We start from the raw sequence: 24,393 nt of genomic DNA, 5'->3' as shown, positions 1-24,393 counted from the left end.
AGGAAACCATCATGAAAAAAGTACTCATCATTGTGACGAACCATGCGACCCTTGGTGAAACTGACCAAGCAAACGGAACTTACGCGCCAGAGCTCACTCATGCGCTTAGCGAGCTACTAGGTGCAGGCTTCGATTACGACATTGCCTCTATCAAAGGCGGGCAAGCACCACTGTACGGAACCGACATCGAAGGCGACGCAGTCAACGAGAAAATCTTAGCGGATGATGATTTCCAGAACCGCATCAACAACACGATTCCAGTATCACAAATCAACGGTGACAACTACGATGCGATCTTCTATCCGGGTGGCTTTGGTCTTCTTTCAGACCTAGCGAGCAACGAAGATTTTGCCAAGATTTCTGCAAAACACTATGAAGATGGCGGTATTGTGGCAGCAGTTTGTCATGGTCCAGGCGCTCTTCTCCCTATCACGCTTAGCAATGGCGAAAAGCTGCTTGCGTCTAAATCAGTAACAGGTTTCACTCGCGAAGAAGAGATCGACTTCGGCACCATCAACGACATCCCATTCCTATTGGAAGAGTCTCTTGCTCGTGGCGCAGCGCGCTACTCTAAAGTGCAACCATGGCAAGAGTTTGTAATTGTGGATGATCGTGTCATCACAGGTCAAAACCCAACGAGCGCACACGGCGTAGGCAGAGCGATTGTTGAACACCTAGCTTAAACGCGCCGGAAACTACAACCATCCTAGAAGAGGAAAGCGTGCTTTGTCATGCTTTCCCTTGCTACAGGCGATCGCAAGATGCGCTTATACTTCTACCCCTGCTTCATCTTCTTCTACGATATCCGTTTCTTGGTTCGCCTCTTCCAACCATTGCTGTAAAGATTCACTTGCTAGCACCTTTTGTTGGTAAGCTTTGGCACCTTCCGATAACTCGATGCCGTAAGTTTGGAAACGCAATGCCACAGGTGCATACATAGCATCCGCTATCGACCATTCTCCAAATAGCCAACCGTTTGGATGCAGTTCTGCTTGCTCTGCCCAAATGGCGTCAATACGAGCAATATCTTTACGTGCCCCCTCCGTTAGATCGACTTTTCTGCGTGCGCGGATGTTCATTGGGAGTTCGTTTCTTAAATCAAAGAAACCCGAATGCATTTCTGATGCAATGGCGCGTGCTTTAGCTCGTTCTGCGGAGTTGCTTGGCCAAGCTTTACCTTGTAAATATTGCTCGTTAACGTATTCCAAAATCGCTAATGAATCCCACACGGTTGCGTCACCATCCACCAAGGTAGGTACTTTCGCGGTTGGTGTAATACCTTCCAAGGTCTTATAAAAATCTTCTGTGAATAATTTGAGCTTGGTGACTTCGACATCTAGTTTGAATTGAGAAAAGATCAGCCATGCGCGAAGTGACCAGCTTGAGTAGTTTTGATTAGCAATAAACAGTTTCATGACGCCTCCATGCGGTTCGTGTTTTGAGTACCCATTCACAATATCTGATTGTATTTAAGGGGACTAACGGATAGTTTTGATGGAACACTTCAACAAAAACGATGGATGAGTTTTAGATATGGATATCGATGCGTTACGCAGCTTTCTGGCTTTTGTCGAAACGGGAAGTTTCACTCGTGCAGCCAAGCAGATCAATCGCACCCAATCCGCGTTCAGTGCGCAAATGCGTAAGCTAGAAGACGAACTCAGCGTCAGTTTGTTTGAAAAAGAAGGTCGCAATCTTGTCTTAAGTGAAGCGGGATTAGCACTACGCTCTCACGCAGAGCAATTGGTTAGCTTGCACAATCAAGCACTGAAACAAGTGAAACGTTATGAAGATAAGCGTCCTCTTCGATTAGGTTGCCCCGAGGATTACAACGACAATATCTTGCCTAAAGTCATCCGCGTATTACAGCAATCTGAGCCCACATGTTCGATTCAGGTCTTTAGTGAGCCGAGCATCACCTTGAGAGAAAAACTTGATGAAGGAAAGCTAGACGCCGCTATTGTGACAAGAGCACCGGACAGTGAGGAAGGTTACTGGCTAGCGAGCGACAAAGGCGTGTGGATTGCTCATCCTGATTTTGACATTGAGAACGCCCAACCTCTCCCTCTCGCCCTATTCCAAACCGACTGTAAATACCATGCGGCAGCAGTAGACGGATTAACCAAACGTGGCACTCCTTATCAACTACTGGCATGTTGCAATACGGCTTCTGCACAACGAGCAATTGTACGTTCAGGCATGGCTATCGGTGCGATGGGCAGTATTAGCGTTAGCGAGGATCTTAAGATCTTAGACGATATGCCATCGCTACCTTCCGTGGATATCGTTTTGGTCACGGGCGTCGAGCCTCATCCGATACTGGATAAAGAATGCTTGGCGCAATTGGTTGAGTTAATGGCTTAACCGGATTAGCTAGCCAATCACAAAGTTAAATTGGCCAGTTAATCGCCCGTCGGTTCGTATGGTTTCAAACTGTAGATAATCTCGGGCTTTGCCACCCCACCATTCATCACCAGTATTGCCTTTTAAGTACAACTGAGTGGTCAGAAGCTCTTGGTTATCCCGCCACAACTTAACGTGAATGTGCGGTGGACGAGAGGCATAAGGCACGGGGTACAAAGTCTGGAATAAGTAGCGACCATCCGATTGAGTTTCTACCGCGCCAAAACCTGCAAAGTGAGCATCAAACTTATCATTATTTGGCTGCTTAGGATGATCGTAAATCCCCTGCCCATCGCATTGCCAGATTTCTACTTTGATACCCGAGACAGGGTTTCCCGATGTATCTACGACTTTACCTTGCAACACGATAGCTTCACCGACCAAACCTTCTGTTTGCAGAATCAAGTTTTGACGAAGAGGAATGTTCACTACTGGATAAAATGGCCCTTCAGTTTGTGCTGGCGTTGGCCGCATTGGTGTTTTCGCTTTTAAAGAGGGTACGAACAACAATGTCCACAGCGCTAAAAAGTGTCTTCTTTCCATGGTGCCACCAATGCAATTACGTTGAATTAAGTTTGGTGGAACTTGAGGGATTTGCCATAACGAATATAAAAAATGCCCCTGCAAGAGAGTCATTTGCAGAGGCACTGTGAAACTAAGTGATGAGTGTTGATTGAAGGTTTATGCGGCTTCGAACGCCAATGCTTTCTTCTCTACCTGACGGAAAATGAGAGTCAGCACACCATTTACCGTTAAATAAAATGCGCCTGCAATACCAAATACCGTCAACGTGTCGTAGGTTTGTGCGTTAATGCGTTGCGCGTAGCCCATCAGATCCATGATCGTAATCGTGCTTGCTAGTGACGTACCTTTGAAGACCAAAATCACTTCGTTCGAGTAAGCCGGAACCGCACGACGAATAGCGTATGGCAGCAGCACTTTTAGTGTTGCGGTTTTGTTCATACCTAATGCACGACACGCTTGCCATTGACCAGAAGGAATCGCGTTAAACGCTCCTTTGAACAACTGAGTGCTGTATGCAGCGGTATTGAGTGCTAGCGCTAACATCGCACAGAACCAAGGTTGGCTTAACCATGTCCAGAATACACTTTCTCTTACGGCATCAAACTGACCCGGACCGTAGTACACCAAGAAGATCTGTACCAGCAAAGGCGTACCTGTGAACAAGGTGATGATGCCACGACTTACCCAATGCAAACCCGGAGTACGTAGGATCAGAGTCAGCGTCATCATCAGAGCTAAAAGACAGCCCACAACCAAGGAAGCGGCGGTCAATTGGAGGCTAGTGCCTAAGCCATCCAGCATTTGCCAAACGTGTTGTTCGTTCATGCGGTCGCCTCCTGTCCCATGCTCATGCCTTGAATTGAGAACTTCTTATCAATCAGTTTGACGGCACGTTGTGTAATCAAAGTAATGCCTAGGTAAATCACCGCAGCGGTTGCGTACCATGTAAACGCTTCATGCGTCGCTGCAGATGTTAGCTGCGCTTGTTTCAACAAATCCGTCACGCCGATCAGTGATACAAGCGCGGTGTCTTTCAGCAGAACTAACCATTGGTTAGTTAAACCTGGTAGTGCGTGTCTTACTGCTTGTGGTAAAACAATGCGAACGAAAGCGTGTGCTTGACTGATGCCGAGTGCACTTGCTGCTTCTCTCTGCCCTCTTCCAACGGCTTTTAATGCGCCACGTAGAGTTTGAGAAGCGTAGGAAGCGAAGATCAATGACAACGCCACCACGCCAGACAAGAACGGGCTAACTTCAATAAAGTCGCCGGTGATTAAAAACAGAACCTGCGTCGAACCAAAATAGATGAACAACACGACAAGGATTTCTGGCAAGCCACGTACAATCGTCACAAACGCCGTCATTGGCCATTTAACGAAAACGCGGCGAGACATTTCACCACTGGCGAATACCACTGCCAGAATCAAACCGACTAAGAGGCTTGTGAAGGCTAGCTGGACAGTCATCCAACTAGCTTGAACAAGCGATAAAGAGTAACCCGTTAGTGCCATATTACTTACCGAAGTATTTGTTGTAGATTACGTCGTATTCGCCGTTTGCTTTCACTGTTTTCAGTGCTGTGTTCAGCTTGTTCACTAGCTCGTCGTTACCTTTATTTACTGCGATACCGAAACCGTTACCGAAGTATTTAGGGTTAGTGATGTGCTCACCCACGTAAGCTAGGTTGTCTTCTTTCTTGAACCATTCTGCTACGACTGCTGTGTCACCGAATACAGAATCAATACGGCCATTCTTCATATCGATGAATGCGTCTTGGTAGCTTGAGTAAGGAACCGCTGTTACGCCAGGCATTTGCTCAATCAGGTAGCTTTGGTGTGTTGAACCGTTTTGAACACCAACACGCTTACCTTCTAGTGCTTTTTGATCGGCCACTTTTTCTTTGATAGAAACAAACGCTGCTGAGTTGTCATAGTATGCATTCGTGAAATTCACTTGCTCCAAACGCGCCTCAGTAATGTCCATTGCAGAGATTGCCGCATCGTAGCGCTTGAATTTTAATGCTGGGATCAGGCTGTCAAAAGATTGGTTGTGGAAGGTGCATTTTGCTTCGATTTCTTTACATAGTGCATTCGCCAGATCCACATCAAAACCTTGGATTTGGTTGTTTTCATCCATGTATTCGAACGGTGCGTACGTCGCTTCCATCGCGAATTTGATCTCTTCTTGTGCTGCTGCGTTTGCTGCCATAGTTGCAGAAGAAAGGCCGATTAGTGAAGCTAGTAGAATCTTTTTCATTGCAATACTCCGTGTGTACTTAGTGGGCTGACACTCGCAATGACAGCCGAGCTTATCTGTTAAATAGACTGAACTTTAAAAACGTGATTTAGTGATTTAAGTAGTCAGCAAACTGGGCGGTTTGCGGGTTAGAAAACGAATCATTTGTGCCGTGCTCAACGATGTGTCCTTTTTCTAAATACAGTACGTGGCTAGCGATTTTCTTGGCGAAATCCACTTCGTGCGTCACAACTACTTGTGTAATTCCGGTTTCGCTTAAATCTTTAATAATCTTAACGACTTGGTTAGTAATTTCCGGATCAAGCGCAGCGGTCGGTTCATCAAAAAGCAAGACTTCCGGTTTCATCATCAATGCACGAGCAATCGCCACACGTTGTTGCTGACCACCAGAAAGTTGCATCGGCCATGCATCCGCTTTGTCTGCCAAATGCAGCGTCGCAAGAATTTGCATTGCCTGCTTCTTCGCTTCTTCTTTATCCATGCCAGCGACTTTTACCGGAGCCTCAATCAGGTTCTCCATCACTGTCATATGCGGCCATAGGTTGTACTGTTGGAACACCATGCCCACTTTACGACGAAGCGCTAAACCTTGCTTCTCTTTGATTTCAGTTGAAAAGTCGAATGCGTCATTAGCGATGTTTAACTGGCCGTTATCCGCTCCTTCAAGAAGGTTAAGAACACGTAGTAGAGAGCTCTTCCCTGCACCACTCGGACCGAGTAACACCAGTGTTTCGCCGCTTTCACACTTAAAGCTGACATCGTGAAGCACTTGTGTCTCACCGTAGGATTTATTGATTCCGCTTACCTGAATAGTCATGCTGACATACCGCATTAATTGTCACTTGGCATTTATATTACTCAAAAGGATTTTTTATGCAATAAAAATGTATAAAAATTAATTTCGTTAAATTTTTGTATGATAAGCAATCAATACAACAGAGAATATGACTGGTTTAATCAGTTGGTTTTAACTGAAATTGTTGATGAAAATCCAACAATATGATGGCAATCGAAACAAGGTTAAAATTCTGGTTACTTTTGTGCTTGTGTAGATGGAATTTTGAGTCTTTGAACGTACTACACCCGACGCAGACCTTCTCATTTTTGCCGGGCTTCCCCCCTCGATTTCCGGTAAAGCCTTCTATCGGCGGGTTCCTGATTAGGACTTTGTGAATGGACTATAATTTCTCTTTGTATTCTGGCCCTTAATTCGAGTCATCTAAGTATGAGTGAGATAACCCCATGTTGAAGTCGCATTGTTTTTCTCTCATTGCACTTGCTTCTCTGAGCTTACTTTCTATACCCAGCGTTTGGAGTAGAACATCAATCGTGTTACCTGGATTGCATGAACAGGGTATTGATCTTCAAGATAAGCCTATATCTGCTGCCGCTGCACTTGAATGGGAGTTGGATAATGCCGATATCGTGTTTGGAGCTTACAAAGATAAGAGTGATAACGAGCGTGTAAAAGCGCTTGGTTACATGTACAACCAAAAGCTGGAACTTAACTCAGGTTGGCTGGAAAACGATATACGTAACCAAGCAGAACTGAATGGAATTGACTACGAAGATTTCTTTCTCCACTTTTCTGAAGACACTATCCTAGCTGAAGTCGACTCAAGCCATGGTGAAAATACCTTACTCAATCGAAAACCGATGATCGTTGGCTATACCGCCAGCGCTGACCACGCCGGCTTTTGGCTATATCAACCACCGCCATGGGATGCTGATGTATTTGGCCAGGCGAATAATGGTGGAGCCCTCTATGTCTATCACTCAGAGAAGTTCGACCGCTTAGCCTTTACGTTCTCTCAGTTTGCTCAAGGCGGCAGCTTCACGATTGAATACCCTTCTGCTATCGACTCGTTTGGTCGGGTAACAGAATGGAAACGCTTCGCGATTAAAAAAGACAAAACTGAGAACATGACTAAAAACCAAACAGTAAACTGGTCTGTTCCTTCGGATTGGGTTCGCGCTACAACGCATGATGGTAGCGGAAAAACTTATGGTGGCGGTCAGTACTTTGGCTCCACCTTTTTACGCGACGGCGGCCGCCTTTACTTTGCGAAAATTACTTGGCATGACGGCAACATAGAAAACCGCCCACGTCTCGAAAACATTCAACTCAAAAATAGCTTCCCTGCCGTCAATATCTCAGGAGCACCAACGGAGACACCGGAAGGTCAAACCATTCAACGCCGGCGTAAAATTCGTGGCTTCGACAAATCTGCAGATCGAAACCAAGACAATTATCTTTCTTGGAATGAATACAAAAACCGTTCGAATAAGAATGCAACGGCCCGATTTCGTTGGGAGTCACGGGTTATTCCATTTGGTCGTATGTGGAATCAAACCTCTTCTTGGGCATTGACCAATCTCGGCAATCCCTTTTTTGCCAATACAATGCGCCACTCTTACCAAGCTGAATGGGCGAAACAAGGTTTAAATGGTGCGTACAACGACGATACGAATAAGTTACTCGGTGCAAATCAGTTCTACATATATTCCGGAGGCACAGTGGATGAACTTGGTTTGGTGGCGGGTAGCCAAGCTGCTGACGATGCTTACAAAGCGCAATTCTCGGCGTTCTTGAATAAACTGGCAACGCTGGATGAAGATGCGTTAATTGGCCTCAACATAGGTACGGCAAACTTATTCGGTCGTAATGGGCAAAACCACTTGGTTAACGCTGGCTCCTTGTACTTGCGCGAGCACTACCTTTTCCCTGCTACCGGCTTTAGTGGCTATGCTGGCTTGGCTAAGTTTTGGGATAACTCTGCACTCGCCAAAGCGGGTCAGAAAGTGATTTATCAAGCGACCACGCGTTATGGTCGAGTTCAATACTTTGGTAACACAGAAAACAATTGGAAACAGGACCAATACTCTGCACTAGCGGTGTTCTACTTAAACTATCACCCTGAGCGCATTTACTTTAATCAGTGGAACAATGGCTACTTATATGGAAGTAATAACACAACAAGTGACAACTTCTGGAAGGCAGGCGTACCAAAGAATATTGCTTATCAACCTAGCGCCTTGCTTGCCGTTGATTTGGGAGAGCCTGCCAATCAAATACCAGAGGGATATCAGGCGACTCCGCTAATGATGTCCACCAGCACGCCCTATTCCGCCGATTACACGGTGATTGGAGATGCTTCTATGAGCAAAGTGGCTCATCCTGACTTGCCTAATGGCGCTATCGATTTGTTACCAACCCATACGTACTTTGCGTATCACTCAGACGATACGGTAGTGATGCATGGCCCTACAGAGATGGTGTTAGCCCGCGAATTCACCAAAGGCCAAGTTCTGTATCGAACTGATTTCTTTGGCAAGAATATCGATTATTTCTCCTCACCGAAGATAACTATCGCACTTCCAGAACCTATGCGACCTGTAGATCAAGACGGTAACATCGGCGACTATGTTTCTCACATTGAGATCGGCGGCTACGAAGGGGTGTTCTTGCTGTATTAACTCCCTTTCAACCACTCTGACTAAACGCTTCATAAATCGCCGTTTTTATGCTTAACGTCACTGAAAAAACCTTGTTCACTGAATCTTTATAAACCGATGTATATACTGAAGTAAATGACAACGACAAGGAAATTCAGTCACATGAAGACGACACCTTCAATGCTCTCTGTTCTGCTGCTATCAGCATTATCTACTCATGCAAATGCGGACGAATGCGGAAAAATAACCATCGCAGACATGAATTGGAATTCGGCCAGCTTAATGGCGCATATCGACCAATTTGTCTTAAATGAAGGCTACCAGTGCGATGCGGAATTGATTCCTGGTGATAGCGTTCCTACAGGCACCTCTATGATTGAAAAGGGACAGCCTGACGTTGCGCCAGAGTTATGGACAAACGGTATTAAAGAAGCACTTGATAAAGGGATTGCGGATAAACGCTTGCGCATCGCTAGTGAATCGCTTGTCAATGGTGGTGAAGAAGGGTTTTGGGTTCCCGCCTATCTGGTAAAACAGTATCCAGAACTCGCGACGATAGAAGGCGTCATCAAGCACGCCAAACTATTTGAACACCCAGAAGATGATGACAAGTTCGCGTTCTATAGCTGCCCTGCTGGTTGGACATGCCAAATCACCTCCGGTCACTTGTTTAATGCATTAGGGTTAAGTGAGCACGGCTTTGAGATGGTTGACCCAGGATCTGGCGCAGCATTAGCTGGCACCATCGCCAAAGCCTATGATCGCAAAATGCCTTGGTTTGGTTACTACTGGTCACCGACCCCCGCATTGGGCAAGTATGATATGGTCAAAGTGGATTTTGGTAGCGGAACAGATTTAGAAGAGTATCGCAACTGTACCACTCAGCCTGATTGCGCTTCACCAAAAGTAACAATGTACCCACCTTCTCCAGTTCGCACAGTAACAACTGAGGCGTTTGCGAGCAAAGAACCCCAAGCATTCGCGTACTTGCAGAAACGCGGATTTACCAACGAGCAAATGAGTGAAATGCTGGCCTGGATGGAAGATAACTACGCGGACGGTGAAGAAGCGATGTTTTACTTCTTTAATACCTACCCTGACTTGTGGAAAGGCTGGGTATCTGAAGACGTCGCGGTGAGAATCGAAAAAGCGCTTTGATGATTAATACTTAAAGTGCCACAAATCATTTAACCTCCCATACCGTTTGAATAAACGGCATGGGAGACTCGTCAACGACTCGTTAATACATGGTGTGACCATTCAATGTTTCTTTAGGAATCTCTTGCAGAGCGTCCCAATGTTCAACAATCTTCCCATTATGATCAAAACGAAAGAAATCCATCGTCACGTATTCAATATCATTAGGCCATGTTTGGTGAGTGTGTAGTGCCACCAAGTTCCCTTCAGCAATGGCTCGCACAAACGTAATGTCTTTATTGGGATACTCATTTTGCATCCGCTCAAAATACTCGATAAAAGCCTCGGGGCCATTTCCAACTAATGGATTGTGCTGGATGTACTCATCGCCAACATAGTCTTCAACCGCTTTTCTTGGATTACCTCGATAGGCGGTTTCGTAAAACGCAATGGCATTTCTTTTATTCTCTTGCAGATCCATTTTTCTTCCCTATGTCGCTCTACTTGGTATTCAACGATAATCATAGCCTTAGAACCTAAGAAGTGACCGAACATCGCGCACAAAAAAGGCCGCTAAACCGCAGCCTTCATCACTTGAAACTTGGAATCATCGCCTTTCATCGCTTAAACCACACCGCCAGCACCGAGCATAGAACGCTCACTGTTCTCCACCAGCAACGCGGTTGCGGTTTGTTTCAGTGTTTCCCATTCTTGGTCTTCGACAAAGATACCATTTTGCCAAGAAGCTTGTTGCGTGCGGCTTAACTCATCACCTTCAATGTGGGTGGTATACCCTTGTGCACTTTTCTCGATATCGAAATCGTTCACGGAGAGCTCGATAACCATACTATGCAAATCCGTATCATGCCCATCAAACTGATCCGAGAAAAAGACTTCTGGCGCGATTCGTCCACGGTTTAACACATAAAGCGTTCGCTTGGGACTAGAGCCATTGACCCATTGTGCACGGCACGCAATGCCTTTTGCAGAGAGCTTCAACAACTCACTAAAACCTAGCCAACGGTTATGGCACTGCGTCAACGTGATAGTAATCGACTTACGGTTAATCATTTTCTCAAGTGCGAAATCCAACACAGCGGGTAAATGACACGCTACACTCCCGTTGTGCAGTTCTACCTCTATGTTTGACGGCGTACTGTTGGTCACCGATACGGCGCAGTCTGAATCTAACCCAAGAAACAGACTGGCGTTATTAAAATGACGAACTCCATGTAAGCCAACCATTTGCAAGTCCGCCACCATGTTCGCAATGACATCCGCCTCACCACAGTGACGGCGCATGCCAAGAAATGCCTTATTAACCGCGGCCACCAATTCGTTGTGAGAGACGATCATAATGCAAACCCTCCACTGATTTTTTGATTATCACTTTGCGCAATTTCGTCACGTGGCGGCATGCTAGGGAAAATCCATGTGTCTGCCAGTTTAGGGTCGTGAATTTCATCTAACAACGGCGCGCCTTGGAAAAAAGTTACTCGAACCCAACGATCCGAGCGCGGATCAAACTTAGTCGCGCCAAAGATCGCCAATTTACAGCGCAGTAAGTGCATTGGTAACGCATCTTTACGCAGCACATTCATTTGAATATCCCCCATCGCACGGTTGCCTAGCGTCCATACGCGACGTGTGATCGAACGATAAGCCGGTTTTTGCAATAGAAACTCTGCTACGGACATTTCTACATCACAGTCAAGCAAGGCCTGGTACAAGCGATTCACTTGTCTGCCGATATCAAGCGGCAGTTCTTTTTCTTCTCCTGCCTCTTCCCCACGAACACCAAGCCTTGGCTCTTCTTTGTCTTGTGAGCGATACCAGAACCAGTAGTTGTTCTCGGCTAGTGAGTAATCCGCATCAATCGCCCAGCGGTACTTGCTTTGCAACACTTCCAGTAAATCTTGGATCTTTTTCCCGCCCGGAATAGATAACGTTTCATCCGTATTCATTTGGCTAGCAAATTCATCCACTAAAGATGGGTAGAGTTCGATCAAGCAAGAGGTGAGGATTTCTTGGGCTTCCACACTCATTGTTTTCTTATGCTCGACCAAACTCGCCCAATTCGGATGTGATGCCATTAACGTTGTTAGCTCTGATAGCAGTTGTTTGATGTCTGATATCGCTTGATGATTGAGCCTGTCTTGATGTTCATTGATGGTGATGACTTGCTCTAAATGACGCTGTGCTTTTTGTAGTAATCCTTGCAAAGGAGCATGGAATGAAGCTTCACATGGCATCGCAAAGACTCGCGCTACCGCACGTTCGCGAGAGGTCATCCATTGGTCAACGATGCACGGGTGATTAATCAAGTATGGAGCCATGCCTAAGCCAGTCGCATTGCCGACACCAAGGTAGCGCTGCAAGCCACGATGCAAAGCCACCGCGTTGTCGCCACCTTGTTGAAGTGCCAGATAGTGCACCCAATCTAGGCTGAATTCGCGCAACATATATACGGCACACATTTGCGCACTAAAAGATTGGCTGAAATCTGAGTTGTTCTCTAACAGTTTGAAATCGGCGATACCAAACTTTCCGTTACCATAAACAGCTGTGGTACGCAGGATATAACCCACTTCCGCTAACTCTTTCGGCTCAGGCTGCTCGCCTTGAGAAAGCGCGCTAACAATGTGCTCAAACACGCGCACACTTTTGTTTGCGCGAGCAAGAACAAGTACGTTGTTTGGATTACGTCCCGCTTCTTGCAGCGGTACATTTTCTCGCAATCTTTCCAACAAAGTAACATCAACATCGCCTTGAACCAGTGCAAATGTGACGTCCCACTTTTCAGCAATTACGCGATCATTACGCTCGTCGTCGGCAATTTCATCACAGAATACCACCAAATGATAAACGTGCTCTGGCGTGGTCAATTTGTAAATCACATGACCATAACCACGAGGACAAAGCTGCCACTCATGCTTGGTTACTTGCCAGTTTTGGCTTGCCATATTACGAATCAGACTGCGAACAAAGCTGATTCGGTTTTGGTGCATTGCGCCAAGCCTTTCGGCTGCCATGACAATCGCTGCATCGCGCATAGTTGCTTCCGTATAAGTAGAACGATGTGCATCCATTTTGCTCACCACTTATTTGTTATTGTAAGAATACTAGGGTTTGTGCGGATGCAGGAGGAAAACACCCGCACAAGCTCCACGTTGTTTGAATTGGATAATTGTTATAGCCCTTGCTCTTTCGCCATTTTGATTGCAATTTGTGGCGCATTCCAAAGTGACGGTAACAGAATCAACGAAACCGGAACCGCGGTAATAACAATGAAAGATTGCAGAGCAGAGATGCCGCCAGAGCCAAGGGAAATTAGGATCAATGCCGTCACACCCATCATTACTCCCCAGAAGGTACGGATGATCGCATTCGGCTCCGTTTCACCACTGATCACGACACTGATTGTGTAGGTCATTGAGTCGCCCGTCGTGACGATGAAGATCGTGGTTAAAATCAGAAATAGAATTGAAGTCAGCATTGGCATTGGTAGTTGCTGAGTCACTGCAAGCAAAGCACCTGGCAAGTTAAAGCCCTCAAACGCCGCACTCACGCTACCCGGTTCAGCAATTTCAAACGCAAGGCCTGAGCCGCCCACAATCGTGAACCAAAAACAGGTGGTTAACGGAGCCACAATACTGATGGTGGAAATAACTTGGCGAATAGTTCGACCACGGGAAATACGCGCAATAAAGATTGCCATCATCGGACCATAACCCAGGAACCAGCCCCAGAAAAATACTGTCCACCAACTTAGCCAACCTTCGTCACCGCGATAAGTCGCCATTGGGATAAAGTTATCCAACATGCTTCCTACACCTTGAATGTATCCGTTAAAGATAAAATTCGTCGGACCAAAAAACAGGATGTAAACCATCAATGCCATTGCCAGAATCACGTTGTAACGACTAAGCAGTTGCATGCCTCGGCTTAATCCACTGAGTGCTGACAAGGTGTAAAGCGCAATCGCAAACAAGATGATGATAAGCTGAGTGGTAAAGCCATCAGGGATATCAAACAGCGCATTTAACGCGTAGCTAACCTGCAAGCCCAGAAACCCAATTGGACCAATGGTGCCCGCGGCTACCGCGATAATGCAGCATGCGTCAATCAATGCACCGAGTTGGCCTTTAAGTGCTCGTTCGCCCAAGACTGGGTAAAGCAAAATACGGGGTTTTAGTGGTAAACCTTTGTCGTAATGTAGGTGCATCACCACGATGGAAGTTAAGCTACCTACAATCGCCCAAGCTAGAAAGCCCCAGTGCATAAAGGATTGCGACAACGCATTCACCGCACCTTGCTGCGGGTTATCTTGCGCGCCGTACAAAGGAGGTGGGCTAACGTAATGCGCGATAGGCTCAGCCGCGGCCCAGAAAACACCACCACCAGCCAATAAGGTACAGAAAATAATCGCCATCCAGCGGAAAGAATCCATTTCTGGTTTTGCAATCCCGCCCAACATCACCTTGCCTGTTCGCCCTGCAGCCAAGCCAAGACCAATAAGAAAAGTGAGAAGCAGCAGTAACTGCCAGTAAGGACCAAACACCTGAACTGCCCAGCCAAAGCCGGCGTTAACGATCGTAGATAACAACTCGCCGTCATAAAGTGCAATAGCAACGAACAACGCGATAAAACCACCGCTATACCAAAAGGCCGGGTTATTCAGTCCTAATTTGTCCGTCGTGTTTTCTGTTGTTGATGTGTTGTGTGTTGCTTTTGACTTGCCCGATGACACGCTCATCGTGGAAGCTTTCATGCTATTGGTTAAATCAGACATACTCTGGCTCCAGAGGTTCTTTGCAGCTGCCAAAGACTGGCTACAAATGTGAGTTTTACGCCTGCCGTATTGTTGTTATGTAGGCAGGCGGTTCCTAATTTTGGGTGTACTATGAAATAGGCTCTAATCCTTCTTTAAGGAAGTTAAACCAGTTTTCACCCAATATTTTTCCTGCCTCAGATTCACTGAATCCGTGACGCATTAATCCGTTGTAGATGTTCTCCATCCCTGCACTGCCGCAGAACCATGGCAGCGCATCTGGCCATCCCGAGTTACTTGCCGAACCTTCGCCGTAATCCATCGCTTTTGACCAACGACCGTTGCGCATCCACTCCAACACTTGTTGCGGCTGGTTTAAGCACAGATCACTACCGATGCCTAAATGGTCGACGCCAAACATGTCTGCGGTTTTCGCTACCATCTGGCAGAAATCATCCAGAGTGCACTGGCTGCCATTTGGCAAATGGAATGGATATAAACTGAATCCAATCAAACCACCGCGCTCCGTCAGTGCTTTGATCACGGTGTTGGACTTGTTGCGCAGTGCGTCATGCGCAAACGTCGGGTTAGCATGGCTGATACAAATTGGACGCGAAGAGAGCTCGATAGCTTCCAACGTCGAACGCTCCGCGCTGTGGGACATATCAATGATCATCCCGACTCGGTTCATCTCTTCAATCGCTTGCTTACCAAAGCGAGTTACGCCGGAATCGTTTTGTTCGTAACAACCTGTCGCCAGTAAGCTTTGGTTGTTGTAGGTCAGTTGCATGATCAGCAGACCTTGGCGGCGCATCACTTCAATCAGACCAATTTCATCATCGATTGGTGAGCAATTTTGCGCGCCGAAGAAGATGCCGACTTTGCCTTCTGCTTTGGCTTTTTCTACATCTGCCATTGAATAAATAGGCATGATGAGGTCCGCATTTTGCTCGAAGCGCAAGTTCCACTCAGCAAAACGCGTTAAGGTTTCGCGCGCAGTTTCGTGGTAGACGATGGTGGCATGAACGGCAGTAATGCCACTCGCCTTAAGCGTTTGGAAATACTCTCGATCCCAATTGCAGTACTGCAATCCGTCAATCACAATCCGTTGTTGGTACATAACCACTCCTTAAACAATTTCTTAGCCTTTTCGTGCGGGCAACTGACACCATCAGTTACCCTGCCGTTCTTAGTAAGGACGCTGATAAGCGGTTTTCACTACGGTGTAGAACTCTTTGGCGTACTGACCTTGCTCACGAGGACCAAAGCTAGATTCTTTACGGCCACCAAATGGAACGTGATAATCTGTACCCGCAGTTGGCAAGTTAACCATGACGCAGCCCGTTTGGACTTGCTGTTTGAAGATCGCGCTATTGCGCAAGCTTTGCGTGATAATGCCGCCTGTCAGGCCAAAGCGCGTATCGTTCGCGACTGCAATTGCCTCATCCAGATCAGAAACGCGAATCACGCTCGCCATTGGCGCAAAGACTTCTTCTTGGTTCACTTCCCAGCTGTTTTGTGTGTTCAAGAACAGGGTTGGTGACATGTAGTACCCGTCATGCTCTAGGCTCAGACGCTCGCCACCAAAAGCCAGCTCTGCGCCCGCTTGGCGAGCGTTTTCGATCCACTCAAAGTTCGCATTCAGCTGGTTACCATCAACAACAGGACCCATGAATACGCCCTCTTCTAGAGCGTGACCCACTTTAAGTTCGCTCATGCGTTTGATTAGCGCTTCAACATACGCGTCGTGAATTCCGTCCATAACCACAAGACGAGAAGACGCGGTGCACTTTTGACCTGCACCCGAGAATGAGCCTGCGATTGTCGCTTCGACAGCAATTTGAATATCTGCATCATCTGCCACTACGAGCGCGTTTTTGCTGCCCATCTCTAGCTGACAACGCACAAAATTTGGTGCTGTTGCCGCTGCAACTTTGCGGCCAGTGTCCACAGAACCAGTGAAGCTAACGCCGTTCACATCCTTCGAATTGATAAGGGTATTACCGACTTGCGAACCGCTACCCAAAACGAGGTTAAACGTGCCAGCAGGTAAACCTTGGCGATGGATAATCTCTGTCAGCGCAACGGCACTTGCTGGGGTTAGGTTGGCAGGCTTCCAGACGACGCTGTTGCCAAACGCAAGTGCTGGCGCGATTTTCCAAGCCGCTGTTGCTGTTGGAAAGTTCCAAGGAGAGATAATGGCGATAACGCCGACGGCTTCGCGAGTAACTTCAACGGAGACACCTGGACGGACGGAAGCAGCGTTATCGCCAATTTGACGCAGAACCTCAGCAGCAAAGTATTGGAAGAATTGGCCAGAACGGTATATCTCACCTCGACCTTCAGCAAATGGCTTGCCTTCTTCACGCGAAAGCAAGGTGCCCAATTCGTCACATCGTGCAATGAGCTCATCACCAATCGCTTGTAGCACTGCTTGCTTGCGCTCGATTGGTGTTTTTTCCCACTCTGGCTGCGCTGATTTAGCCGCTTGAATCGCTTGCTCTACTTGCGACACACTCGCTTGTGCGAAATCGCCAATGTTTTCGCTGATATCAGAAGGGTTAATATTGGCGATGGTGTCCATGCCCGATTGCCACCCACCCGCTATATAGAGGGATTTTTCTGCTTGAACATTGTTAATAAAAGTCATGGTTCTTTCCTTGTTCTTCCGATTTGTGATGGCAAGCCACCCACTCACTGATCTCTAATTGTTCTTATTGGATTTATTCTGGTTGGCTTGCCGACGCGTAGACGACAAACTCCACCAACATCTCTTCTCGCGCTAACCCTGCAACCACCATGGCGGCGCGATTTGGGTACGGCGCTTCAAAATATTCCGCGTACACTTGGTTAACGGTCTTTAAGTATTCTCTGTCAGTCACATAAATCAGGACCTGCAACACCGAGTCCAAAGACTCCCCTGCACACTCCAGGGTGTGAATGAGATTGTTAAAGGTTTGGCGTGTTTGTGCTTCGATACCGCCTTCCACAACCGCGCCTGTGTCATCAATAGGAATTTGAGCCGTATACAGGGTTCCGTTGTTGACTATCGCCCATTCAAGCGGCGCTTTAGAAGCAAATAGACTGGTTTTAACTGGGTGTTTTTTAGTAGGAGTATTCACGTGCCTTTCAACCTTTGTAACAACTTTGTTTCAATATGGTTAAATGATGCACATTGACAGGCGATAAATCTAACGGTAAATTTTTGACATTTGATAAGTTAAACTTATCACTCTGTTTAAAATAACGTAAATAAAGGGATTAAGAGGCATTAGGGATGAGTATTAAGCTTCAACAATTAATGCATTTTGTGATGGTAGTCGAGGAAGGAGGCTTTCGAGCCGCTTCACATCGTGCAAATCGTTCTCAGGCGGCACTGTCAACATCGATAAAAGAGCTTGAAAAAATTCTAGGGCAAACGCTGTTTGAACCCGGAAACAAAACCAAATTGACCCCGTTTGGTGAAATTTGTCTGCCCAAAGTGGTTCAGTTTCTCAATATCTACAGTGCACTAGACAACGATCTCAAAGCAGCCGCTGCCGGACAGCAAGGGAGAGTGCGAATTGCGAGCGTTCCTTCTGTTGCAGCAAAGCTCATTCCTAGCGTGTTGGGCGCCTTTTGCGAACAGTATCCAAATGTAGAAGTAAGCTTGATAGACGATAATGCCGCTGGCGTCGAGGCTCGCCTACTCTCCGGTGAGGTCGACTTAGCGCTCGGTAACCCCTCTCACCTCGATGAGGGCGGCATTGACTTTACGCCGCTGTTAGCCGATCCAATAGGCGTGGTGTGTTTAAAGGACAACCCTATTGCGAGTCATCCAGAAGGAGTCGAGTGGCAAACTTTGTTGGAACAACCCTTTATCCGTAACGGCACTTGTACACTTCTCGATCCAACCCCAGCAAGAGCTCTGAGTCAGCAAGCGCTCTATTCGGTCGAAAATATTACTTCGCTGTTTTCTGTCTTAGAACTTGGGATTGGTGTCACGACCCTACCGAAGCTTGCTTTCCCAACCAATGAAACACGCTTGGTTTGGATTCCACTTATCGATCCACCACTTGAAAGGCAAATTGGTATATTTACGTTAACCGATCGCACGATCTCGCCTCAAGCTAAAGCATTTCACGATCTTTGTGTGCATTATTTAAACTATCAAAAAGAAGATAAATAATGGTTCGATTAACATGCGGATAATTAAAAGCCTCCATATTCAGAGTGGAGGCTAATTTGTATTTGTGTATTCGCTTCGTTCTATTTTTTGCGACGATTTCGGTTCTTATACACCACGCAAAAGTTACCACGCTTGGTACGACACTTTGAGCAACGTTCACAATCTACTGGTGCGCGATTGCCTTCTTTCCAACGTTTGATCAACTGTGGCTCAGCCAATAAAGGGCGTGACACAGCAAAAAATTGGATACCTGTGTTTTCTGCAATTTTCTCAATCGCATCAATGTCGCTCAGCCCGCCGACAGTAATCACCGGTATGCTAACGTCCTGACTGATCACGTGACCATATTCGTGAAAGTAACCTTCTTCTTGTAGTGTGTAACCATCGAACGTTTGACCAACAAGTTCGTTTGCTTTGCCGTGAACATTGCCAGATACGATGATCGCATCAACGCCTATTTCTTCAAGTTTCTTGCAGACGACGCGAGTTTCATTGAACGTTAAACCGCCGTCAAAGAACTCTGTTGCCGTCAGTTTAACGAGGATGGGAAATTCGCTTCCAACCAGCTTTCTGGTTTCAGAATAAATTTCTAAAAGAAAGCGCATGCGATTTTCTAAGTCACCACCATATTCGTCTTCGCGACGATTATAGTACGGGCTTAAAAACTGGTTAATTAAATAAGTGTGCGCCGCATGAATCTCTACGCCGTCAAAACCAGCGTCTTGAGCACGTTTACTCGCCAATGCGAATGCCTTTACGATGTAGTCTATTTCGTCCTTTGTCATCGCTTTGCCTTGCGTATTTGTACCACGCTCAGGCACGTCACTCGGAGCGAAGATGACACGCTCACCGACGTTATGGGTGGTTTTGGTGCCACCGTAAGCAATTTGCATCACGATTTTAGAATCTTGTTGATGTACTAGCTCTGTTAGCTTTTTGTATTCTTCAATAAAAGAGTCGTTGTAGATCCCCATCATACCTGCGTTGGGTTTCTCTTCTTCAACGATATTGGCATAACCCGTAACAATAAGCCCAACTTCCCCTTTCGCAAGCGTTTCGTAAATATCGTAAAGCTTTGCCGTCATATGACCATCTTCGGTCGCCATGTTCTCCCACGTTGCGCTTCTCACAAAACGGTTCTTTAGGGTCATGTTGCCAATGCGGGCTTCGGAAAACAAAATGCTCAAAACCAGTCCTCTTAAAGTTGTCTTTATGTTTTATCTGTTCGCAAGTAAACAAGAACGAAAAAGGAACAGCGATACACGATGTATGGCTGTTCCTTCTCTGAATCCTTGAGACCTGCAAACTACAGGCGCACCTTAATGCCTCGGAGACGACAAAACTTTAATCTGGGTTAATGTTTAGTGAGTTTTTAGATTATGTAAAAGGATGATTCTTAATCGTGTTCATTTCACTGGAGCTAAGATGCTTCGTCACCTACTTTCAGTCGTAAAACTTGTGTATTTCGCTAGCAGGTGATTCAACTCAAACATTCACATTGTTAGTTTGTATGCTGCTATGGGAACTAGCACTCTCCCAAAATGTTTACATTACAAACTATCGATATTGAATTCTCATATGGTAAATAGAGTTATTGCGCTGTTTATACTTTTTAGCTTAATAGTCGCTATCTCTTGGCATTATTACGCGTCAGCGGAAACGCGCGACCCACTATGTTTTACAAACTGGTTGTTTTTGCTTTTAGATATGAATACGTGATAGTGAAGCTAGAGGAGGAACAGGAAAAACAGGGAAAATAAAGGACAATAGAAAGTTAAATGACCTTACTTCTAGGTAAGGTCATTCATGCATTCAGCAGCAAAAGATATTGGCGCTTAGCAAACGCTTAGGTTTGGTTGTTACAGAGCTAGAGGAATCAACTCGACGCCAAGCACACCACTGATCCCCATCACCACTAGCAGTGAGACTTTAAACACCGACTTTGACCAAGCGATGTAGTTGTTGTCATCAATGCTGCGAAAGGTCACTTTCGTCCACATAAAGCAAACAACCGCTGCAACTGCTAAGTATTCATACCCGGCTTCACCTAGTAAAAATAACCCCAATGATGCTGCTCCAAAAGCCACGACATACGCTTTCATGTGTCGATGCGCTTTATGAATGCCCTCTTTAACTGGCAATACGGGAATCCCGGCTTCTCGGTAGTCTTGCATGCGGAACATGGCAATGGCATACGAGTGCGGCATTTGCCAGAGACAGAACATGGTAAAGAGTAAAATCGCTTCCAAGCTAATGAAGTTTGTTACCGCTAAGTAACCCACCAATGGCGGAACTGCGCCTGAGATACTTCCCACTAAGGTTCCATACACCGAGTTACGTTTGTACCACATCGTGTAAAAGAACACGTAATACACGTAGCCAAGCAACACGACGACAGCGGATAGTGGGTTCACTCGGATAAATAACAGTGCGGTTCCTACCAGCAATAATGCAAGTGCATAAACAAACGCAATATCGATATTGATGTTGCCTTTCACTGTTTCACGATTTCGTGTACGTGCCATCTTTTGGTCGATATCACGATCGAAAATATTATTCACCACACAACCTGAAGCGATGACTAACCCAACACCAACTAACGTCGTAACGAACAACATTAGACTGGCTGGTTCTGTTTTTGCGGCGAGGAAGAACCCCGCCGCAACAGAAATCAGGTTGCCGAAAATAATGCCCGGTTTAGTGATAGACAAATAACTTTTCAGCATACCTTGACCTACAACTTCATGTTGACGTTCATGTTGTAGATGATCCATACCGAGCCAGCGATAAGGATAAGTACAACAATGGCGGTAAACATCAGTGATACAAGGTTCCAACGTCCGTCGGATGTTTTTGTTTCCATGTGCAAGAAGTATTTAAAGTGAACAAATATCTGCACTAATGCACATCCAAATAGAATCGCATAGGTCGTTGTATCTGGTAATGATTTCGTCCAAACAAAGTAGAACGGAATTACCGTCAGAATCAGTGAGGCAATAAAGCCTTTCACGTAATCTGACGAACTGGTTTCTACATGTTGATCCATTACATTACCCCCAGTAAGTAAACGATGGTAAAGACACAAATCCAAACGATATCTAGAAAGTGCCAGAATAGGCTTAAGCAGTTAAAGCGCATTGCCATATTGTCGTTCAGACCTTTCGTCGACAGTTGATGATACGCTACCGCTAACCAAATCAGACCAAAGGTTACGTGCAGGCCGTGCGTACCAACCAACGTAAAGAATGCCGACAGGAATGCACTTGTTTGTGGGCCATAGCCTTCTTCAATCAGGTGATGGAACTCATAGACCTCCATACAGATAAAACCAAGACCAAGCGCGAACGTGACTAACATCCAACGTTTGAGACCAGCAACGTTGTTGCGCTTCATCGCGATAATACCAAAACCAAATGTGATACTGCTAAACAGCAGCAGCATGGTTTCGACAAACACGAATGGGAGTTCGAAAATGTCTTTACCTGTTGGGCCTGCAATTGAATTGCTCGACAGCACAGCGTACGTCGCGAACAAGGTTGCAAACAGTACACAGTCACTCATCAGGTAAACCCAGAAGCCAAATAGCTTGTTGCCATTCGTGTCATGGTGGTGATCATGGTCGTGATGTGCTGCGATATTAGTTTGCATACGTCACCTCCAGATCATCTTTACTTTCGCTGTCTTTCACTGAGTTTTTCTTCGCTTCTTCAAGCTGAGCTCGACGTTCGGCCTCAATTGCTTTGATCTCGTCAACTTCCACGTAGTAATCCACATCATCGTTATAGCTATGCTGAATACACGTCACGATAATACCGACCAAACTTGCCGCCGCTAGCCACCAGATGTACCAAATCATTCCGAAGCCAAATAGGAGCGACCAAGCCGACACGTAGATGCCTGTTGCCGTGTTTTTTGGCATATGAATACGTTCGTATTCCACTTCTTTAGTTGGATCGAACTCGCCACTTTGTTTCTGGTACCAGAAGGCATCCAGCACATCACCTTTTGGTAGGTGCGCAAAGTTGTAGAACGGCGGTGGAGACGATGTTGCCCACTCAAGAGTACGACCACCCCACGGGTCACCAGTTAGGTCACGGTTTTGCTCGCGGTCACGGATACTCACGTAAATTTGGATGAACTGAGACAATACGCCCAGCGCAATCACAACCGTACCTGCTGCGGCAATCGACAACAGTGGGAAGTATTCAGGGTTGATGTCTTGGCTTAAACGACGAGTCATCCCCATGAAGCCCAGCGCGTAAAGCGGTAAGAACGCCATTAAGAAACCAATAATCCAAAGATAGAACGCGCGTTTGCCCCAAGTTTCATTCATGGTGAAACCGGTCGCTTTCGGGAACCAGTAAGTGATCGCAGCGAAACATCCAAACACCACACCACCGATGATAACGTTGTGGAAGTGAGCAATTAGGAATACTGAGTTATGCAGAACGAAATCTGCACCCGGAACAGCCATTAGTACGCCCGTCATACCACCAACAGTAAAGGTGATCAGGAAACCCACCGTCCACATCATTGGCGTCGTAAAGCGGATGCGGCCTTTGTACATCGTGAATAGCCAGTTGAAGATCTTCACCCCTGTTGGGATAGAAATGATCATCGTGGCAATACCGAAGAAGGCATTTACGTTCGCGCCAGACCCCATCGTAAAGAAGTGGTGTAGCCAAACGACAAAGGCAAGAATCGTGATAACTACGGTAGCCCAAACTAGCGATGTGTAACCGAACAACTTTTTACGTGAGAAGGTTGCGGTGACTTCTGAGAACACACCAAAAATTGGCAAGATCAAAATGTACACTTCTGGGTGGCCCCAAGCCCAAATCAGGTTGACGTACATCATTACGTTGCCGCCAAGATCATTGGTAAAGAAGTGCATGCCTAGGTATCTATCCAGCGTAAGCAGAGCGATAGTCACCGTTAGGATTGGGAATGAAATGATGATCAAAATGTTTGCACACAGAGACGCCCAAGTGAAAACTGGCATCTTCATCATTGGCATAGACGGTGTACGCATACGCAAAATGGTCGCGAAGAAGTTCACGCCTGTTAACGTCGTACCAACACCTGATATCTGCAGCGCCCAAATCCAATAGTCGACCCCGACTCCTGGGCTAGCCTCAATACCTGAAAGCGGCGGATACGCTAGCCAACCTGTACGACCAAATTCACCTAAGCCGAGAGACATGTTTGTTAGGATGACACCAACAACAAACAGCCAGAAGCTCAAGTTATTCAGATACGGGAAAGCTACGTCACGCGCACCAATCTGCAATGGCACGATGATGTTCATCAGACCAATCACCAATGGCATCGCTACAAAGAAGATCATGATCACGCCGTGGGCAGTAAAAATTTGATCGTAGTGATGCGGTGGCAAGTAACCTGCTTCACCCGCAGAAGAAAGGAGTTGCTGACTACGCATCATGACTGCGTCAGCAAAACCACGAACAAGCATCACCATCGCTACTGCGATGTACATGAAGCCAAGTTTTTTATGGTCTACTGAAGTAAACCATTCATTCCACAAATATTGCCACTTTCCGGCTTTGGTCACCGCGTAAACTACGGCTAAACCAACCAGCGCCACAACCGCTAGGGTGATGACGATAATAGGTTCGTGGAATGGAACTGAATCAAGAGTTAATCTTCCAAACATTAC

Annotated in this window: 23 protein-coding genes; 5 read left to right on the top strand and 18 right to left on the bottom strand. The window is 46.3% G+C overall.

The features are described 5' to 3' along the window. Positions 1–11: 11 nt before the first annotated feature. Positions 12–683: a type 1 glutamine amidotransferase domain-containing protein gene (locus R7E29_RS21870; RefSeq protein WP_054576772.1), complete on the top strand. Its 672-nt coding sequence runs from the start codon at positions 12–14 to the stop codon at positions 681–683. 84 nt (positions 684–767) lie between these two features. Here R7E29_RS21870 and R7E29_RS21865 read toward each other — a convergent pair whose 3' ends face one another. Beyond that, entirely contained in the window at positions 768–1,415 is a 648-nt protein-coding gene (locus tag R7E29_RS21865) for a glutathione S-transferase family protein (protein ID WP_054576773.1), read from the bottom strand. 118 nt (positions 1,416–1,533) lie between these two features. Between R7E29_RS21865 and R7E29_RS21860 the strand changes: the two genes are divergently transcribed. Then, the gene (locus R7E29_RS21860) at positions 1,534–2,364 is read left to right on the top strand and encodes a LysR family transcriptional regulator (protein ID WP_054576774.1); all 831 of its coding nucleotides are present in this window, start codon (positions 1,534–1,536) and stop codon (positions 2,362–2,364) included. A gap of 9 nt (positions 2,365–2,373) precedes the next feature. Here the strand turns inward: R7E29_RS21860 and R7E29_RS21855 are convergent, their stop codons facing one another. From R7E29_RS21855 to artP, 5 genes are all read right to left on the bottom strand, one after another. Beyond that, on the bottom strand, positions 2,374–2,946 hold the full coding sequence (locus R7E29_RS21855) for a protocatechuate 3,4-dioxygenase (protein ID WP_042521065.1): 573 nt from the start codon (positions 2,944–2,946) through the stop codon (positions 2,374–2,376). Positions 2,947–3,084: 138 nt separating this feature from the next. Further along, positions 3,085–3,753: an arginine ABC transporter permease ArtM gene (gene artM, locus R7E29_RS21850; RefSeq protein WP_005388569.1), complete on the bottom strand. Its 669-nt coding sequence runs from the start codon at positions 3,751–3,753 to the stop codon at positions 3,085–3,087. Further along, complete coding sequence (artQ, locus tag R7E29_RS21845; RefSeq protein ID WP_042521067.1) at positions 3,750–4,439, bottom strand: arginine ABC transporter permease ArtQ; 690 nt, start codon at positions 4,437–4,439, stop codon at positions 3,750–3,752. Before artQ ends, artM begins: the two co-directional genes overlap by 4 nt. Position 4,440: 1 nt before the next feature. Further along, entirely contained in the window at positions 4,441–5,184 is a 744-nt protein-coding gene (locus R7E29_RS21840; RefSeq protein WP_047100941.1) for an arginine ABC transporter substrate-binding protein, read from the bottom strand. A gap of 88 nt (positions 5,185–5,272) precedes the next feature. After that, on the bottom strand, positions 5,273–6,001 hold the full coding sequence (artP, locus tag R7E29_RS21835) for an arginine ABC transporter ATP-binding protein ArtP (protein WP_017634245.1): 729 nt from the start codon (positions 5,999–6,001) through the stop codon (positions 5,273–5,275). A gap of 425 nt (positions 6,002–6,426) precedes the next feature. Between artP and R7E29_RS21830 the strand changes: the two genes are divergently transcribed. Then, positions 6,427–8,661: a hypothetical protein gene (locus R7E29_RS21830; protein ID WP_318083062.1), complete on the top strand. Its 2,235-nt coding sequence runs from the start codon at positions 6,427–6,429 to the stop codon at positions 8,659–8,661. A gap of 141 nt (positions 8,662–8,802) precedes the next feature. Further along, positions 8,803–9,798, top strand: a complete 996-nt coding sequence (locus R7E29_RS21825; protein ID WP_318083060.1) for an ABC transporter substrate-binding protein — start codon at positions 8,803–8,805, stop codon at positions 9,796–9,798. An 82-nt stretch (positions 9,799–9,880) separates the two neighbouring features. Here the strand turns inward: R7E29_RS21825 and R7E29_RS21820 are convergent, their stop codons facing one another. The 7 genes from R7E29_RS21820 to R7E29_RS21790 all read right to left on the bottom strand — a co-directional run bounded on the left by R7E29_RS21820 (position 9,881) and on the right by R7E29_RS21790 (position 17,670). After that, positions 9,881–10,258, bottom strand: a complete 378-nt coding sequence (locus R7E29_RS21820) for a nuclear transport factor 2 family protein (RefSeq protein ID WP_005390944.1) — start codon at positions 10,256–10,258, stop codon at positions 9,881–9,883. A 143-nt stretch (positions 10,259–10,401) separates the two neighbouring features. Next, complete coding sequence (locus R7E29_RS21815; protein ID WP_053307776.1) at positions 10,402–11,133, bottom strand: DUF3726 domain-containing protein; 732 nt, start codon at positions 11,131–11,133, stop codon at positions 10,402–10,404. After that, positions 11,130–12,866: a hypothetical protein gene (locus R7E29_RS21810; protein WP_085568962.1), complete on the bottom strand. Its 1,737-nt coding sequence runs from the start codon at positions 12,864–12,866 to the stop codon at positions 11,130–11,132. Before R7E29_RS21810 ends, R7E29_RS21815 begins: the two co-directional genes overlap by 4 nt. Before the next feature lie 101 nt (positions 12,867–12,967). Further along, a complete protein-coding gene (locus R7E29_RS21805; protein ID WP_005390956.1) occupies positions 12,968–14,569 on the bottom strand; it encodes a BCCT family transporter in 1,602 nt (533 codons plus the stop codon). 109 nt (positions 14,570–14,678) lie between these two features. After that, positions 14,679–15,668, bottom strand: a complete 990-nt coding sequence (locus R7E29_RS21800) for a membrane dipeptidase (protein ID WP_006742451.1) — start codon at positions 15,666–15,668, stop codon at positions 14,679–14,681. Between the two features lie 69 nt (positions 15,669–15,737). Continuing rightward, positions 15,738–17,198 carry an aldehyde dehydrogenase family protein gene (locus tag R7E29_RS21795; protein WP_318083058.1) on the bottom strand — a complete coding sequence of 487 codons (1,461 nt, stop codon included), beginning with the start codon at positions 17,196–17,198 and terminating at the stop codon, positions 15,738–15,740. Between the two features lie 73 nt (positions 17,199–17,271). After that, positions 17,272–17,670 (bottom strand): RidA family protein, encoded by a 399-nt coding sequence (locus R7E29_RS21790; RefSeq protein ID WP_005375789.1) that lies wholly within the window; start codon positions 17,668–17,670, stop codon positions 17,272–17,274. A 155-nt stretch (positions 17,671–17,825) separates the two neighbouring features. Between R7E29_RS21790 and R7E29_RS21785 the strand changes: the two genes are divergently transcribed. Beyond that, entirely contained in the window at positions 17,826–18,716 is an 891-nt protein-coding gene (locus tag R7E29_RS21785; RefSeq protein WP_017821200.1) for a LysR family transcriptional regulator, read from the top strand. Positions 18,717–18,796: 80 nt separating this feature from the next. Here R7E29_RS21785 and R7E29_RS21780 read toward each other — a convergent pair whose 3' ends face one another. The 5 genes from R7E29_RS21780 to cyoB all read right to left on the bottom strand — a co-directional run bounded on the left by R7E29_RS21780 (position 18,797) and on the right by cyoB (position 24,390). Further along, entirely contained in the window at positions 18,797–19,903 is a 1,107-nt protein-coding gene (locus R7E29_RS21780) for an NADH:flavin oxidoreductase (RefSeq protein ID WP_054576783.1), read from the bottom strand. A gap of 672 nt (positions 19,904–20,575) precedes the next feature. Further along, positions 20,576–21,490: a heme o synthase gene (gene cyoE / locus R7E29_RS21775; protein ID WP_033906955.1), complete on the bottom strand. Its 915-nt coding sequence runs from the start codon at positions 21,488–21,490 to the stop codon at positions 20,576–20,578. Continuing rightward, entirely contained in the window at positions 21,451–21,762 is a 312-nt protein-coding gene (gene cyoD, locus R7E29_RS21770) for a cytochrome o ubiquinol oxidase subunit IV (protein ID WP_005375783.1), read from the bottom strand. The genes cyoE and cyoD overlap by 40 nt, the downstream gene beginning before the upstream one ends. Continuing rightward, positions 21,762–22,364, bottom strand: a complete 603-nt coding sequence (gene cyoC / locus R7E29_RS21765; RefSeq protein ID WP_005375782.1) for a cytochrome o ubiquinol oxidase subunit III — start codon at positions 22,362–22,364, stop codon at positions 21,762–21,764. Before cyoC ends, cyoD begins: the two co-directional genes overlap by 1 nt. Next, positions 22,354–24,390 carry a cytochrome o ubiquinol oxidase subunit I gene (gene cyoB, locus R7E29_RS21760; protein ID WP_053303715.1) on the bottom strand — a complete coding sequence of 679 codons (2,037 nt, stop codon included), beginning with the start codon at positions 24,388–24,390 and terminating at the stop codon, positions 22,354–22,356. The genes cyoC and cyoB overlap by 11 nt, the downstream gene beginning before the upstream one ends. Positions 24,391–24,393: the final 3 nt, after the last annotated feature.

Origin of the sequence: Vibrio sp. Vb1729 (genome assembly GCF_033338655.1) — a bacterium.
Taxonomy (GTDB): Bacteria; Pseudomonadota; Gammaproteobacteria; order Enterobacterales; family Vibrionaceae; genus Vibrio; species Vibrio alginolyticus.
The sequence above is the reverse complement of the archived record's forward strand: the minus strand, read 5'-3'. Positions and strand labels throughout refer to the sequence as shown.

Bases quoted from the DNA above. Each gene is read 5' to 3' on its own strand.
- R7E29_RS21870 (WP_054576772.1), top strand. From the start codon at position 12: ATGAAAAAAGTACTCATCATTGTGACGAACCATGCGACCCTTGGTGAA.
- R7E29_RS21865 (WP_054576773.1), bottom strand. From the start codon at position 1,415: ATGAAACTGTTTATTGCTAATCAAAACTACTCAAGCTGGTCACTTCGC.
- R7E29_RS21860 (WP_054576774.1), top strand. From the start codon at position 1,534: ATGGATATCGATGCGTTACGCAGCTTTCTGGCTTTTGTCGAAACGGGA.
- R7E29_RS21855 (WP_042521065.1), bottom strand. From the start codon at position 2,946: ATGGAAAGAAGACACTTTTTAGCGCTGTGGACATTGTTGTTCGTACCC.
- artM (WP_005388569.1), bottom strand. From the start codon at position 3,753: ATGAACGAACAACACGTTTGGCAAATGCTGGATGGCTTAGGCACTAGC.
- artQ (WP_042521067.1), bottom strand. From the start codon at position 4,439: ATGGCACTAACGGGTTACTCTTTATCGCTTGTTCAAGCTAGTTGGATG.
- R7E29_RS21840 (WP_047100941.1), bottom strand. From the start codon at position 5,184: ATGAAAAAGATTCTACTAGCTTCACTAATCGGCCTTTCTTCTGCAACT.
- artP (WP_017634245.1), bottom strand. From the start codon at position 6,001: ATGACTATTCAGGTAAGCGGAATCAATAAATCCTACGGTGAGACACAA.
- R7E29_RS21830 (WP_318083062.1), top strand. From the start codon at position 6,427: ATGTTGAAGTCGCATTGTTTTTCTCTCATTGCACTTGCTTCTCTGAGC.
- R7E29_RS21825 (WP_318083060.1), top strand. From the start codon at position 8,803: ATGAAGACGACACCTTCAATGCTCTCTGTTCTGCTGCTATCAGCATTA.
- R7E29_RS21820 (WP_005390944.1), bottom strand. From the start codon at position 10,258: ATGGATCTGCAAGAGAATAAAAGAAATGCCATTGCGTTTTACGAAACC.
- R7E29_RS21815 (WP_053307776.1), bottom strand. From the start codon at position 11,133: ATGATCGTCTCTCACAACGAATTGGTGGCCGCGGTTAATAAGGCATTT.
- R7E29_RS21810 (WP_085568962.1), bottom strand. From the start codon at position 12,866: ATGGATGCACATCGTTCTACTTATACGGAAGCAACTATGCGCGATGCA.
- R7E29_RS21805 (WP_005390956.1), bottom strand. From the start codon at position 14,569: ATGTCTGATTTAACCAATAGCATGAAAGCTTCCACGATGAGCGTGTCA.
- R7E29_RS21800 (WP_006742451.1), bottom strand. From the start codon at position 15,668: ATGTACCAACAACGGATTGTGATTGACGGATTGCAGTACTGCAATTGG.
- R7E29_RS21795 (WP_318083058.1), bottom strand. From the start codon at position 17,198: ATGACTTTTATTAACAATGTTCAAGCAGAAAAATCCCTCTATATAGCG.
- R7E29_RS21785 (WP_017821200.1), top strand. From the start codon at position 17,826: ATGAGTATTAAGCTTCAACAATTAATGCATTTTGTGATGGTAGTCGAG.
- cyoE (WP_033906955.1), bottom strand. From the start codon at position 21,490: ATGGATCATCTACAACATGAACGTCAACATGAAGTTGTAGGTCAAGGT.
- cyoD (WP_005375783.1), bottom strand. From the start codon at position 21,762: ATGGATCAACATGTAGAAACCAGTTCGTCAGATTACGTGAAAGGCTTT.
- cyoC (WP_005375782.1), bottom strand. From the start codon at position 22,364: ATGCAAACTAATATCGCAGCACATCACGACCATGATCACCACCATGAC.
- cyoB (WP_053303715.1), bottom strand. From the start codon at position 24,390: ATGTTTGGAAGATTAACTCTTGATTCAGTTCCATTCCACGAACCTATT.